Below are 15734 nucleotides of genomic sequence, written 5' to 3'. Positions count from 1 at the left end.
GGGGAAACCCCCGTTTTTTGAAAATTAGGGAAAACCCTAAGTCCGGTCAATGGGTTGGGAAACGCACGGCCAAAACCGGCAGGAGCCTTTAGTCAAGGATGGTCGAGAACGGCTGCTCGTAGGCTTCGCCGTAGATGGCTTTGTAATCGCGGGTAAATTTTTCGAAGGCTTTTTTAGCCAGGGTGTGTTTGCCCATCAGGGCCAGGGCCTTGCACTTCAGAATAATGGCGTCTTCGTTGACGGGATCGTAGTAAAAGATAAAATTGGTTATCTCGATCAGAAACTCCGGATCTTCGTGAAGGTCCAGCTTCTCAGCGTATTGCAGAAAGGTATTGATGATTTTATTCGAAATATCGGACTTGAAATCGTCCAGCCAGTAGTATTCCGTATTCAGCAGAAACGGCCCGCGCTGCGTGATCTCGCCCAGTTCAATGACGGTTTGTTTCGTGAAGGTTTTCTTATCGTTGCTAAGCACCAGATACCGCTCATAATCCACGTAAACCTGATTAAAATCGAACTCCACTTTCCAGTAGCCCGACTCTTTGGAGAGCGAGCAGCCGCCCACTTTTTCCAGCAGATTGCGCAGTTTGGTCATGTTGACCGAGCGGTTGTTGCTGGCATCCCGACCGGATTTATCGGGCCAGAGCAGTTCATTCAATTTCTCGGAGGGAACGCCCCGCTGTTTGCCGATGCTGTTGAGGGTCAGCAGCAGAAAAAGCTCTTTCAGGAGCGGAGTAAACGCTTTGGTGAGGTCAAAACCGGCCTGATCGACCACCTGAAAATTACCAAACAAAAAGAGGCTGGCCGGTTTTTCGGGATCTGGTTTCAAGGCCGGCCCCACCGGCAGAACCTCACTGGTAGCCAGCGGTTTTTCGTCCACGGTCGTTTCAACGGCTTCCGTCATCGGGAACGCAGCCGGTGGCCCTTCCGACGGAAGCCGCATGACGCCAACGCCGTATTGTCTGCGTACGTACAGCACCACCAGCGCCCCCACGACCAAACCGCCCAGACCCAGCAGCCAATAGAGCGAAACCGCCGGTTTCTCGGAAGCCTGCTGCACCACCAGTCCATTTGGCGGAAACGAAATCGTGTAGAGTTTCACCGCGGTTTTGCCTTCATTCTCATTCCAGTACGAGGTGACGGCGACCAACTTCTGGCTGGTGGGACAATAATAAAGATCCGCGTAGGAATGAACATCGTGGAACGGATACGGAATGGCCTTCCCAAGCGCTTCGAATCCGGGCTTGGTCAGCGAACCGCGGATGAGCTGGAGATTCGATTTAAACTGCTGGTTGGGGAAAATAAGGCCGTAAAACTGCCGGGATTTAGGATCGATGACCAGCGAATTGGCAAAGGCAAAATCGGTTTTGGGCAGGTCCAGTTCAAAAAGTTTATGAAACGTATGGTCCCTGACCACATACTGCAAAAAGTCGTAGGAATTCCGGGGGTTCAGCATCTGCTCGCCCGTCAGACTGCCGTACCCACCCATCACGTAGGCCGTGTCCGAACCGGGGGTTACGCCCAGCGCAGCCAGGTAACGCGGTGTGTATACGTCATTGGTCACCGGGCTGGTTTCCCACGTCCGGGTTCCGAAATGATACGTTTCAATGCGGTTTTTATAGGTCAATTGCCCATACCCGCCGAGAACGTACAGGGAGGTGTCCGGGCCGGCAATGAATTTGTTGGCGTGCCAGTATTCGGTCACCGGCACCGCGTTGGGCGTGATCGCTTCGGCCGACCACTGGCCGGAAACCGAGTCGTAAACGGCAATGGCTTTCTGATCCAGGTAGAAATTATACAATCTGCGGGTGAACGGATTAAAAACCGCCTGACTGCCCCGGAAGAAGCCCGGCGGGCGGTTTTTCTGGGGCAGCACCCGCCCCTGCCGGTTTGGGATCGAATAGCGGTACAGCTGATCGGCGCCAACCAGGTAAACGGTTTCCGAAAACGGGTCGAAGGCCACCGTCGCGACGCCTTTTATAACCCGCTGTTCGGCCAGCTTCCACTCCGTGTGCAGCGACTGAACCCAGACCGGATTTTTGATGACCGCCAGCCGCCCGCTGATTGCATCTTTCGCCGTGGTTCCGTTGACCTCCTTCAGCGGCCAGTGATACGCGGGTTTGCCGTCTTCCGAAATCACAATGTCTTTCACATTCATGGGCGGCAAATCCTTCGACTTGAATTCCCGAAACTCATTGCCTCCGAAAAAAACTCTGAAACAGCCTTTGCCCCGGAACGATCCTTTATCGTTGACGACCAGCGCCTGATTCGCATACACCTGCACGGTATTCTGCGTCCGGTCGAAGCGGATTCGGAAGTGGTTCCACTGCCGGTAGAGCTGACGGGCATCGAGCCGGATGACGGATTTGGAAAACCGGTCGCCGATAATCACTTTAAAACACAGGGATTTTTGATCGTACAGCAGATCGAGGTTGTGCTTCTCGTCCTGAACAATCCGGAAAATATACCCAAAATAGGTCTTGTAATTCGGAACCAGCGACAGATCGAACGACAGGTCAACGACGCCATCGAGGCACAACGGTTTATCCGGGCTCAGGTCCAGCGACGTCCGCGCATCCTGAATGTCTTCCTGGCCAACAAAGCGCAAACCGTAGGATTGCGCCCTGAGCGTTGGCAACGTCAGCAGGCCGGTTACAATCGTCAGAAAAAGAATTCGCAGGAAGTTGCTGTCCATCGGTTTTTTGAAACCCAACGCCCGGTTAACCACCCCGCCGGCCCCGGCGGGTCGCGGTAGGTTGGCTAGCTGCGCGTCGGCTTTCCTGTCATTGCTTGCCCTCCAGAGCACCACACGTTGCTCATTGCCTTGGAGTTACCCGGCATCCCGTCGTTGTCAAACCGCCGGAACGAAAGCTGCCCTCCAAAGCAGACCGACTAAATTAGAAAAATCTGATAATAAAATTAACAAAATACAGAGCCTGCCCCCGCTTATTAAGCATTTATTAAGATTTTTTTAAGCCCTCCCCGCGTACTTCGTAGCCTGTTTAATCCAACAAAATCAGGATTTATGAAAAAAATTACTTCTACTTGCCAAACGCTGGGATCGTTCGTGTGGGCGTGTCTGCTGGCCGGACTGGCCGGGTCACCGCCTGCCTGCGCCCAGGCCGTTCTGGCCCGCCAGACGCAGCCGACCGCCGGACTCAGCCGGAGCGTCCAGGACCGCACCGTAACCGGCCGGGTGGGCGACGAGAAAGGAGCCGCCTTACCGGGGGTCAGCGTGCTGCTGAAAGGGTCGACACGGGGCACGACCACCAACGAAAATGGGACGTATTCGTTCAGCATTCCGGGCGGAGAAGCCACGCTGGTTTTTTCGTTTGTCGGTTATACGTCGCAGGAACGGGCCGTTGGCAACCGGAGTACGCTGGACATTACGCTCGTTGAAGACGCCAAAGCGCTGAGCGAAATCGTGGTGGTCGGCTACGGAACCCAGAAGAAAGTAAACGTGACGGGTGCCATCGCCACCGTCGCCAGCAAAGACATTGTCATCAATTCGAACAACGACGTAACAAACACCCTGACCGGCCGCGCGCCGGGCGTGCGGGTGGTGCAGATGTCCAGTCAGCCCGGCAAGTACGATTCGCAGATCGACATTCGCGGGTTCAGCTTTACGGACCCGAACGACATCAACGGCAACCAGACCGGCGGCCCGCTGATCATCGTGGACGGCGTTCAGCGCGACAAAGCCGGTTTTGACCGGCTGGACCCGAACGAGATCGAAAGCGTATCGATTCTGAAAGACGCGACAGCCGCCATTTACGGGGTAAAAGCCGCCAACGGCGTGGTGCTGGTCACGACCAAAAAAGGCACCCAGGGCAAGGTGCAGGTCAATTACACGGCGCATTTCGGGCAGCAGATCATCACCAAATACCCGGAACTGTCAAACGCCTACCAGTATGCCACGCTTTTCAATGAGCAGCACGTCAACAACAACATCAGCAACCGGCAGGAGTTTACCCCGCCCAAGTACTCCGCGCAGCAACTCGCCGATTTCCAGAGCGGTACTGCGCCAAGCACCGACTTTCTGAAGGCCGTCATGCGCAACCGGGCGCCCCAGCAGCAGCACAACCTGACCATCAACGGGGGCAACGAAAAAATCCGGTATTTTGCCTCCGCCGGTTTTTTCGGGGAAGACGGTTTGTTCAACTCGAACATCATGATCGGCAAAAAGTACAACCTCCGGCTGAACGTCGATGCCGAACTGACCAAAGGACTGACGATGGGGGCCAACATCGCCCTGATCAACTCGATCAGCCGGGAACCGAGCCAGGCCATCTGGTCGTTGCTGAAAAACACCTGGCAGTGGGACCCGACCGAACCCCTCTACTCCAACAACGATCCGGCGTATCTGCGCCAGCCGCTCAGTGCGTTGAGCCATCCCATTGCCGACTTTTCGGAAGCCTACAGCGGCTACAACCGGAACAACGAAAAATTCCTGACCTCCACGTTTCAGTTAACCTACCAGATTCCGTTCGTCAAAGGACTGAGTGCGAAAGCCCAGTACGCCTACGACAACAACTACAACGTCCGGAAGCAGTTCACGAAAAAGTACAACCAGTACGAATACCTGTTCGACGCAGCCACGCAGTCGTACTACCAGAAAGCCTACGCCCACCTGGCGCCTTCGCGGCTGACGGAAGCCTTCGGACAGGGCCGGCGGAATGACATTCAGCTGTCGTTCAACTACCAGAACACCTTCGGCAAACACAACGTCGGCGCCCTGGCCCTCTACGAGCAGATTGACCGCGAAAACACGAGCAACAACGCCAGCACCCAGTTCATCATCGACGCCGTGGATCAGCTCGTGGCCGGAAACCGGAAAACCGACGCCATCGGCTCCGGCTACAGTTCGAGCGCCAACATGAGCTACGTGGGCCGGCTCAATTACGACTACGACGGTCGGTATCTGATCGAAGGCGGTTTTCGCTACGACGGTTCGTCGAGTTTCCCGAAAAACAGCCGCTGGGGCTTTTTCCCGTATGTCTCGGCGGGCTGGCGGCTTTCGGAAGAGACCTTCGTGCGCGACAATCTGCCCTTCGTTTCCAATCTGAAAGTACGCGGCTCCTACGGGGTGCTGGGCGACGACGGCATTTCGGGCGCATCGTTCCAGTTCCTGACCGGCTACACATACCCCAGCAGTGGCTACCAGTTCGGCACCACCTTCGTCGGCGGACTCGGGTTCAAAAACTCGGCCAACCCGGACATTACCTGGTACACCTCCACCACCACCGATTTCGGGCTGGAAGGCAGCTTGTGGAACGGGCTGCTTTCGTTCGAAGCCGACGTGTTCCGGCGGGACCGCGATGGGTTGCTCGGCGACCGGATTTCGACCATTCCGGCAACCTACGGCGTGAACCTGCCGCAAGTCAATCTGAACCAGGACCGGACGCAGGGTTTTGAGGTCGTGCTCGGCCACCGCCATAAAGTCCGGGGCATCAGTTACTCGATTTCGTCAAACCTGAGCTACGCCCGGACGCAATACCGCTACCGCGAAGAAACACCCGCCAACAGCGATTATGATTTCTGGCGAAACCGCAACGCGGGCCGGTTTAACGACATCGTCTGGGGCTACAAAACCGACGGTCAGTTCACCAGCCTGGAAGAAATCCGGAGCTGGCCCATCATGGACGGTGCCGGAAACCGCACCATTCTGCCCGGCGACATTCGGTACGTGGACCTGAACGGCGACGGCATCATCAACAACCTCGACGAAACCATCATCGGACGCGGGCAGAGCAAACCGGCCATTTATTTCGGAACGAACCTCACGCTTTCGTGGAAAGGCTTCGATGTGGCGGTTTTGTTCCAGGGCGCCACGATGTACCAGGTAGCGTACCAGGATCAGCTTTCCCGGCCTTTCTACTTCCAGACCGCCAACCCGATCAGCGCGTTCAACGACCGCTGGCACCGTACCGACGTGGTGGATGCCGCCAGCGAATGGATTCCGGGCAAATACCCGTCTACCGGCCAGCGGCAGAATTACAAAAGCAACGAATTCTGGCGGTTCGATGCCACCTACCTGCGGGTGAAAAGCCTCGAAATTGGCTACAGCCTGCCAAAAACGCTGCTGAGCAAGGCCAAAGTGAGCGGTTTGCGGGTGTTCGCCAACGGGTATAACCTTTTCACCTGGTCGAAAGGGCTGGATTTTGTCGATCCCGAATACACCGACGACCGCTTGTACAGCTACAACTACCCGCTGACCATGAACGTGAACCTGGGTCTTCAACTTTCTTTTTAACGTACTGACCATGAATCGTTTCAAAACGTATATTTCCTTCCTGACCCTCATCCTTCTGTCGGCCTGCAGCGACAGTCTGCTGGACAAAAAACCGGTGGACCTGCTAACCGCCGAGCAGGTTTTCAGCAGTCCGGAGGCCGTGGAAGCGTATTTCGCGACGTTCTACAAAGATTTGCCCGTCGAAGATTTCAGCTACTGCAACGGCCGGTTTGGGGAGTTTCCGGGCAACGGCGACGGCTACACCGCCAACTGGACCTGGGAGTCGACCAACTCGACCAACGCCCAGAACAACGACGAGAACTGGGGTAAACTCTACCGCGCCATCCGCAACGTCAACACGTTCATCAAGGAAATCGCGACGGTCAGTATTCCGGAAGCTACCAAAAAGGGGTACGTAGCCGAAGCCCGGTTTGTGCGGGCGTACTACTACCAGGAACTGGTCAAATACTGGGGCGGGGTGCCCATTTTGCTGGAACCGCAAACCGTGGACGGCAGCGACACCCAGGCGCTGAACCTGCCGCGCAGCAAGGAAGCCGAGGTCTGGGACCTGGTGAAATCGGACCTGGATTTCGCGGCCGCCAACCTCCCCGCAACCAGCGTCTACGGACGGGCCAACAAATACGTCGCCCTGGCGCTGCTTTCCCGGACCATGCTCCACGCCGGTTCCATCGCCAAGTTCGGGACGGTGCAACTCGACGGGCTGGTCGGCATTGATGCCGCCAAGGCGAATGCCTATTTGCAGGCGGCTTATGATGCGGCCAAAACCATCATGGCCGACGGCAAATACAGCCTGTTCAACAAGTACCCGACCGACAAGGCGCAGAATTTTCAGTTGCTTTTTTACGAACTGCAGGGCAATCCGGAAGCGATTTTCTGCAAAGGCTGGGACTACGAATCGACCCGCCGGACGCACTCGCAGGATCTGATGGCCTTGCCGGAAGCCATCCGCTCGCCAATTGGATACGCCAACCGCCTGACGCCGAGCCTGGACATGGTGGAACGGTTTGATTACATCGACGGGTCAGCCGGTGCGCTCAACATCGGTACACCCGGCGCGTACGTCCATTATAAAAACCCGCAGGACGTGTTTAAAAACAAAGATCCCCGGTTTTTTGGCTCCGTCATTTCAACCAACAGCGCGTTCAAGGGCGTCGAGATTACCGGCCAGCGGGGCGTCATCTACAACGGCGTCCGCTACAACGGCACGGCCCTCAACCAGTATTTCGACATCGATAAAAAGCAGATTGTGGCCAATCCGACGGCCAATTCGGTGCGGGCCACGGGCAATTCCAACAACGGCGCGGTGACGTTCTGGCTGAAAAAATGGCTCGATCCCACCCGCCCCGCCAACCTTTGCGTCGACTGGAGTTCGGAAACCGACTGGCTCGATATGCGGCTGGGGGAAGTGCTGCTGAATTACGCTGAAGCGGCTTTTGAACTCGGAAAACCGGCCGGCGAAGCCCTGGATGCCGTCAATCAATTGCGGACCCGGGCGGGCGTTGCCACCCACAAAACCATCGACCGCGACAAAATCCGCCGGGAGCGAACCGTCGAACTGGCCTGGGAAAACCGCACCTTCTGGGATTTGCGACGCTGGCGGACCCTGACCACCGAGTTCAGCGGCTGGATCCCCAACGGCTTGTACATCTACTACGACGTCAACGCCAAAGATTACGTCTTTGAACGGACGCCAAACGGCGGTGGCAAGACCTACCAAGAACGCGATTATTACTTCCAGATTCCGGGCGGTGAGCGCAGCAAAGCGGGCTCTTTACTAGGCAACGGCAACCCCGGTTATTAACAGCATCAACCCATGAAAGCGATCAAACTTGTTAGTATCCTTCCCCTTCTGCTCGCTGCGGTTTTCAGCGGCTGCAAAAACTGGGACAATTTTGTGGCCCCGGATTCGGGCATCTACGGCAAACTGACGGATGCCGAAAACGGCCAGGCGCTCGAGCTCCGGCAACCCGGCGGAGGAACCGTCCGGTTGATTCAGTGGGACAAGGCGAAGTACCCGAATCCCGGCACGACGGACATCGAAATCAAAGCCAACGGCGAGTTTTCGGCCACGCAGTTTTTTGCCGGAACCTACAAAGCGTTCCCGCGCGACGGGGCGTTTCTGTACCTGCCCGCCGATTCGGCCACCATCCAGTTGAACGCCGGGGACCGCTCGGAGCTGAATTTCAACGTCACGCCCTTTTACCGGATATCGGCCACGGTCACCGACAGCACGTTTTCGTACACCATTACGAAACCGGCCGCCAACACCACGACCAAGATTTCGCAGATAATTTTCATGATCGGCGACTACGAGATCGTGAACGAAAGCGTCAGCTCCAATGCCTCGGGGTATTACATCAACCTCTGGCGGCAGGACATTCCCGGCAGCACGACCGACGCCAGCATCGTGGGCGTTCCCCGCACGTTTACCTTCAAATGGGCCGACACCCATTTGAAAAAAGGCGAGTACTATTTCCGGGTCGGCGTCCGGACCACCGCCGTGGCCAAATACAACTACAGCCCGGTGGTCAAAGCCACAGTCCGCTGACGGTTTTTGGTACTTGGCGGTCTTAGGGTCGCACAGCCCCCGGTTTGCACCGGGGGTTAGTGAATCGTGTCTGGCACATGCCCAAACGGTTATTTCTAACCCCACTTAATATCGCCCCATTCTTCCTGCAAACGATTATGAGCTAAAAAACTATATTTGGGAGGTAACGACCCTTATCTCAATTCACTATGGAGCCGAATCCTGAGGAACTTCGTCAGCAGGCCGAACAATTATTTAAAGAAAAAAAGTATCGCCTATAATTACCACATCAAAGACCAGTTAAAAGATCAGCCCGAAAAAGTAGAAATCGTCATTTCGCATTTGCCGTTTAAATAAGCCTGAATGAAAACCGTCTTTCCCTGCCTATTCCTGCTCACTTGTTTCCTACCCGGTTTTTCCCAAAAACCGGGTTCCTTAAAACTCTGGTACAACCAGCCCGCGGGCAACACCTGGACCAATGCGCTGCCGGTCGGCAACGGGCGGCTGGGCGGCATGGTCTACGGCAATCCGGAGCAGGAAATCATCAAACTCAACGAAGCCTCGGTCTGGTCGGGCGGGCCCAACCGCAACGACAACCCCGACGCGCTGGCGGCCCTGCCGACGATCCGGCAACTGATTTTTGACGGCAAACACGCCGAAGCCCAGAAACTGGCCGCCGAGAAAATCGAGTCGAAGAAAGCACAGGGCATGCTGTTTCAGCCCGTCGGCACCCTGAATCTGGCGTTTCCGGGTCACCAGACAGGCACCGATTACTACCGCGAACTGGATCTGGAAAAAGCCGTTACGACCACGACGTACACGGTCGATGGCGTCAAATACACCCGACAGGTCCTGGCCTCCGTGCCCGATCAGGTCATCGCTGTTCGCCTGACCGCCAGCCAGCCCGGCAAACTGACCTTTGCGGCCTTCCTGACCAGTCCGCAAAAAGCAGAACGAACAACCGAAGGTCCGAACAAACTGGTGCTCACCGGCATCACCAGCGACCACGAAGGCGTCAGGGGCCAGGTGCGCTTCAACGCCCACGTCCGGCTTTTGCCCGAGGGCGGAAAACTGAGTAAAACCGACACTTCGGTGGTGCTGACCGGAGCCAGCGCGGCCACCCTGTACGTGTCCATCGGCACTAATTTTGTCGATTACCAAACGCTGACGGCCAACCCGCAGGCCCGCGCCGATGAGTACCTGACCAAAGCCGCCGGAAAACCGTTCAAAACCGTACTGGCCGCCCATCTCGCCAGTTACCAGACCTATTTCAGGCGCGTCAACCTGGACTTAGGCTTTACGGACGCGGCCAAACTTCCCACCGACGAGCGCGTCCGGCAGTTTGCGTCGGGCCACGATCCGCAGCTCGTTTCGCTTTATTTTCAGTTCGGGCGGTATTTGCTCATTTCCTGTTCGCAGCCGAAGGGAACCGGGTATCCGAGCCAGCCCGCGACGCTCCAGGGGATTTGGAATGCGGAAATGAGACCGCCCTGGGACAGCAAATACACCATCAACATCAATACCGAAATGAACTACTGGCCCGCCGAAGTCACCAACCTGACCGAGATGCACGAGCCGCTGGTTCAGCTGGTGAAAGACCTCTCGCAAACCGGCGCAGAAACCGCCCGGGTGATGTACGGCGCGGGCGGCTGGCTGGCCCACCACAACACGGATTTGTGGCGCATCACCGGCCCCGTCGATCCGATTTTTTACGCCCTCTGGCCGATGGGGGGCGCGTGGCTGAGCCAGCACCTTTGGGAGAAATACCGGTATTCGGGCGACAAAGCCTACCTGAAAACCGTCTATCCGGTCATCAAGGGCGCGGCCCGGTTTTTCGTCGATTACCTGATCGAAGAACCGACCCACCGCTGGCTGGTAGTCAGCCCCAGCATGTCGCCCGAAAACGCCCCGGCCAGCCGCCCCAACACCACGATCGGCGCCGGGCATACGATGGACAACCAGCTTGTTTTTGACATCCTGACGAGCGCCCTGCGAGCCGCCGAAGCTCTGAACACCGACGCGGAGTTTGTCAAAATCCTGAAGGAAAAACGCGCCCGGCTGGCCCCGATGCAGGTCGGCCAGGTCGGCCAGCTGCAGGAGTGGCTCGAGGATCTGGACAACCCGAAAGACCAGCACCGGCACATTTCGCACCTCTACGGTCTGTATCCGTCGGGGCAGTTGTCGGCCTACCGCACGCCCGAACTGTTCAGCGCGGCCCGCACCTCGCTCGAACACCGGGGCGACGTTTCGACGGGCTGGTCGATGGGCTGGAAAGTCAACTGGTGGGCGCGGCTGCTGGACGGAAACCGGGCGTATAAACTCATCACCGACCAGCTCTCGCCCGTGGATGCGCCGGGCAAAAAAGGCGGGGGCGGCACCTACAAAAACCTGTTCGACGCCCACCCGCCGTTTCAGATCGACGGCAATTTTGGCTGCACCGCCGGTATTGCCGAGATGCTCATGCAAAGCTACGACGACGCCATTCATTTGCTACCGGCGCTGCCCGACGTCTGGCAGTCCGGCAGCATCAGCGGTTTGCGGGCGCGGGGCGGTTTTGAACTGGTGTCGCTGGAGTGGAAAAACGGCAAAGTGACCAGGCTGATCGTCAAATCCAACCTCGGCGGCAACTGCCGGATCCGGACACCGAACAACCTGAAAGCCAGCATCATTACGTTAAAAACCGCACGGGGCGCAAACCCTAATTCGTTCTACCAGCCGGAAGAAACCGCCAAAGCCCTCGTATCACCCAAGGCAACCTCTAGTCCACTGACCCTAAAAGAAACGGTGGTGTATGATTTCCCGACGCAGGCCGGAAAAACCTATCTTCTTACGTTGTAACTTACGGGTAAAATTGTCATTCCTGAACCCATGAAAAACCGTATCTGGATCGCCAGTCTGCTGGCGGCATCCGCCCTGGTGGTGACCTGCCAGGTTTCCCGCCAAACCGCCACCCCGCAAACCGCCAGCCCGAAGGCCGTTCCCCGCAGCACGAACGAAACCGCGGTTCCGGCGTTTACGATGAATCCGTCGCCCGCTCACCTGACGCCCGAACAGAGCCTGAAATCGTTCCGGCTGCCGAAAGGCTATCACCTCGAACTGGTTGCCAGCGAACCGATGATTCACGAGCCCGTCGCCGTGGCCTGGGACGGCAACGCCCGCATGTACGTCGCCGAAATGGACACCTATATGCAGGATGTGGACGGCACCAACGAGCACGCGCCGATCAGCCGGGTAAAACTGCTGGAAGACACCAACGGCGACGGGAAGATGGACAAAAGCACGGTTTTTATCGACAAGCTGCTGCTGCCCCGGATGCTGCTGTGCGTCGGGCACGAACTGCTGGTCAACGAAACCGATACGTACGACATTTTTAGCTACAAAGACACCAACGGCGACGGCGTGGCCGACGAAAAAAAACCGGTTTTTGTCTTGGGCAAAAAAGCACCCGGCAACCTCGAACACCAGCGCAGCGGCCTGGACTGGAACCTCGACAACTGGATTTACGTCACCGTTGATCCGATCCGGTTTCGCTACGCGAACGGGGTCCTGAAAGCCGACTCGATTCCGAGCGGTTCGGGCGGTCAGTGGGGCCTGACGCACGACAATTACGGGCGGCTTTTCTTTTCGTCGGCGGGGGGCGAAGTGCCCGCACTGGGATTTCAGATTAACCCGATTTACGGCCGCTTGGAGCTTCCCGATCAGTATTCGCCGGCGTTTAACGCGGTTTGGCCGATCATCAAAACGCCGGACGTTCAGGGCGGGGTGCAGCGCATCCGGCCCGCCGACACGACGCTCAACCACTTCACGGCCAGTTGCGGTCAGGTTGTTTTTCGCGGAGACCGGCTGCCCGCCGACCTGAACGGTGATTTGCTGATCTCCGAGCCGGTGGGCCGTCTGATTCGCCGGGCCAAAGTCCGGACCCAGGCGGGCAAAACGACGCTCGAAAACGCCTACCAGCAGCAGGAGTTCATTGCATCGACGGACATGAATTTCCGGGTGGTGAATATGTACACCGGTCCGGACGGCTGCCTGTACCTCGTGGACATGAACCGGGGCATTATTCAGGAAGGCAACTGGACAAAACCGGATAGCTACCTCCGCCCGCAAATCACGCGGCTGGGACTGGACAAAAACATCCAGCACGGCCGGATTTACCGGCTGGTGCACGACGGAATCAAACCGGGTCCGGTGCCCAGACTGCTCGACGAACCGGGCGCCCAACTCGTGACGTACCTGAGCCATCCGAACGGCTGGTGGCGCGATAACGCCCAGAAAGAACTGATTGTGCGCAACGATCAATCCGTGGTTCCGGTCCTGAAAACCCGGGCTGCCGATCCGAAAAACAGTGCGCTGGGCCGGATTCATGCACTCTGGACGCTCGAAGGGCTGAACGCGCTCGATAAAACCGTCATTCTGAGTGCCTTGACGGATTCCGACGAGCAGGTTCGGCGGACGGCGGTCCGGTTGACGGAACCGTATCTGAAACAAAATGATGAGCAACTGCTCGCCCGCGTTGGGGAGCTGACGAAAGACCCGAGCGCGGATGTGCGGACGCAGTTGATTCTGTCGCTGTCGTACAGCCAGGGTCCGCAGGCCAAAGCATTGGCGCAGCAAACGGTTGCAATGGCGCCCGAGGTTGACATGCTGGCCCGCGCGCAGCGGAGTCTCGACCGGAACGAAGACGTGAAGAAATTCGGCCGGAAGCTGGGCAGTCTGGAGGAAATGGACCGAAAACTGGTGCTCAACGGCGCCAACATCTACAAATCCCTCTGCACGACCTGCCACGGCCCCGAAGGCAAGGGTCTGGACAGCAAAGCCGCTCCCCCGCTGGTGAACTCGCAGCGGCTCCGCGGCCGGAACAAGGAGATTCCGATCCGGATTTTGCTGCACGGTTTGTCGGGCCCGATCGACGGCCAGACCTACCCCGACCTGATGCCGCCGATGGGGGCCAACGACGACGAATGGATTGCGTCCGTGCTGAGTTACATCCGGTACGAATTTGCCCCTTCCAACAGCCCGGCCGTGCGGCCCGCCGACGTAAGAGCGGTTCGCGAACAAACCACCGGACGCGAGAAACCCTGGACGATGGACGAGCTGATCAAACCGGGTAGTCGTGGGCGCTAACCCCCGCTCGTCCGACGATTTTTAAACCGCCCCCATCACCTCACCAAGCCGGGCATCCTGCGTAAACCCATTCCCTACCGGTGATCCGTCCCCTTCAGGGGTTGGGTGCCTATTGACCAAATTTTACCAAAACGATCTGATGAAAAACCGTTCCTTCTTCCTTGTCTCTTGCTTTATCCTGCTGTTCCTGAGCGCCCAAAGCCGGGCGCAGGAGGTTACCTATGATGAAAAAGGCTGTCTATTCACGCGTTACAACGGGCTGGTGATGGCGGGCTACCAGGGCTGGTTTGCCGCCCAGGGCGATGCGTCGGAGCGCGGCTGGCACCACTACCAGAAACGCGGCAAGTTCGAACCCGGTTTTGCGTCCATCGACTTCTGGCCCGATGTAAAAGACTATCCCACGACCTATAAAACCGCCTTTCAGTACGCCAACGGCGAAGCAGCTTCCGTGTACAGTCCGTACGACGAGTCCAGCGTCGATCTGCATTTCAAGTGGATGAAGGAGTACGGCATCGACGGCGTGTTCATGCAGCGGTTTCTGGCCGAGATCAAGTCGGAAAAAGGCAAACGGCATTTCAACAAAGTGCTGGAAAACGCCCTGAAGGCATCCAGAAAATACGGCCGGGCCATCAGCATCATGTACGACCTGAGCGGTTCCAGTTCCGCCGACCTGGACCTGCTGGTAAAAGACTGGGAAGAATTGCAGCAAGTTTTCGCCCTCTTCGACAACCAGAAACACCCGGGCTACCTGCGGCACAACGGCAAACCCCTGCTGGCGATCTGGGGCGTCGGCTTCAACGATGGGCGCAAATACACCGTGGCCGATATTCAGGCGCTGGTGGAAAGCGTGAAAGGACCGACCAAAAAAGCGTCCATTCTGCTCGGCGTGCCCTACTACTGGCGGACGATGACCAAAGACACCGAACCTTCGGAGCAGCTCCATGCGCTCATCAAAAGCGCCGACGTGATCATGCCCTGGGCCGTGGGGCGCTACAACCCGACCACCTACGCGACGGTTTCGGGTACCACGCTGGCGGACGATGTGGCGTGGTGTAAAGCCAACCAGATCACGTACGTACCGCTGGTGTTTCCGGGCTTCAGTTGGGGCAATCTGAAAAACGCGCCCACCGTCTATAACCAGATTCCGCGCCTGAAAGGCGATTTTCTGTGGCAGCAGGTCGCCGGAGCCCAACAGGCCGGAGCGAAAAATCTATACGTGGCGATGTTCGATGAAGTGGACGAAGGAACGGCCATTTTCAAGACGAAAAAAGAAGGTGAATTGCCGCTGAACGGCGACGGCCGGTTTGTCGGTATCGAAGCCGATCTGGATTCGGATTATTACCTGTGGCTGACGGGCCAGGCGACCCACTGGTTTCACGGCAAAAAAGGCTACAGCGCCCAAAAGCCCGTGCGCAAAAAATGACTCCGACGGTCAGAGTGACCCATAAAGTAATTCCCGCCACTTACCAGCCCATTTCCGCCAGTTACCAGTTGCGGTTTCGGATTCCGTTCGCAACCCGCCAAGTTTGTATCGGCCAAACGAAAAAGCCGCAAGGGGACGCCGAAAACCTGGTTAGAGTAGGCACAGCAAACACACCAATTTAAAACACAAATTCTAATGAAAAAGCAAGTTTCAAAAATCACGCTGAAGACCGACAAAATCATCGCTTTATCAAAAAACCAGGCTCAGAACGTCCTGGGTGGCCGCCCGCACAAAACCGCAACGGCTTGTACGTCTAAAATCTGCGAACCGTAAGCCATACCCGCCGGTGCGGTTTTCCCGCACCGACTGCACTGACAGGGACGAAGGAGCTGGTGCTCCTTCGTCCT

8 protein-coding genes are annotated in these 15734 nt (G+C 57.2%); 7 read left to right on the top strand and 1 reads right to left on the bottom strand.

The features are described 5' to 3' along the window. Positions 1-88: 88 nt before the first annotated feature. Positions 89-2695 carry a galactose oxidase gene (locus ACYVHX_RS05240; protein WP_460670570.1) on the bottom strand — a complete coding sequence of 869 codons (2607 nt, stop codon included), beginning with the start codon at positions 2693-2695 and terminating at the stop codon, positions 89-91. A gap of 330 nt (positions 2696-3025) precedes the next feature. Here ACYVHX_RS05240 and ACYVHX_RS05235 point away from each other — a divergent pair, with 330 nt between their 5' ends. The 7 genes from ACYVHX_RS05235 to ACYVHX_RS05205 all read left to right on the top strand — a co-directional run bounded on the left by ACYVHX_RS05235 (position 3026) and on the right by ACYVHX_RS05205 (position 15660). Further along, positions 3026-6253, top strand: coding sequence for a SusC/RagA family TonB-linked outer membrane protein (locus ACYVHX_RS05235; protein ID WP_460670569.1), 3228 nt, complete (start codon positions 3026-3028; stop codon positions 6251-6253). Between the two features lie 10 nt (positions 6254-6263). Next, positions 6264-8054, top strand: coding sequence for a RagB/SusD family nutrient uptake outer membrane protein (locus ACYVHX_RS05230; RefSeq protein ID WP_460670568.1), 1791 nt, complete (start codon positions 6264-6266; stop codon positions 8052-8054). Between the two features lie 12 nt (positions 8055-8066). Continuing rightward, complete coding sequence (locus ACYVHX_RS05225) at positions 8067-8801, top strand: DUF3823 domain-containing protein (protein WP_460670567.1); 735 nt, start codon at positions 8067-8069, stop codon at positions 8799-8801. 342 nt (positions 8802-9143) lie between these two features. Beyond that, positions 9144-11618, top strand: a complete 2475-nt coding sequence (locus ACYVHX_RS05220; protein ID WP_460670566.1) for a glycoside hydrolase family 95 protein — start codon at positions 9144-9146, stop codon at positions 11616-11618. Between the two features lie 30 nt (positions 11619-11648). Then, positions 11649-13904: a DUF7133 domain-containing protein gene (locus tag ACYVHX_RS05215; protein WP_460670565.1), complete on the top strand. Its 2256-nt coding sequence runs from the start codon at positions 11649-11651 to the stop codon at positions 13902-13904. A gap of 139 nt (positions 13905-14043) precedes the next feature. Then, a complete protein-coding gene (locus tag ACYVHX_RS05210) occupies positions 14044-15327 on the top strand; it encodes a glycoside hydrolase family 71/99-like protein (protein ID WP_460670564.1) in 1284 nt (427 codons plus the stop codon). Positions 15328-15522: 195 nt separating this feature from the next. After that, entirely contained in the window at positions 15523-15660 is a 138-nt protein-coding gene (locus ACYVHX_RS05205) for a class I lanthipeptide (RefSeq protein WP_460670563.1), read from the top strand. Positions 15661-15734: the final 74 nt, after the last annotated feature.

Source organism: Larkinella ripae (assembly GCF_054780775.1).
This window is presented reverse-complemented; position numbering and strand designations above follow the sequence as displayed.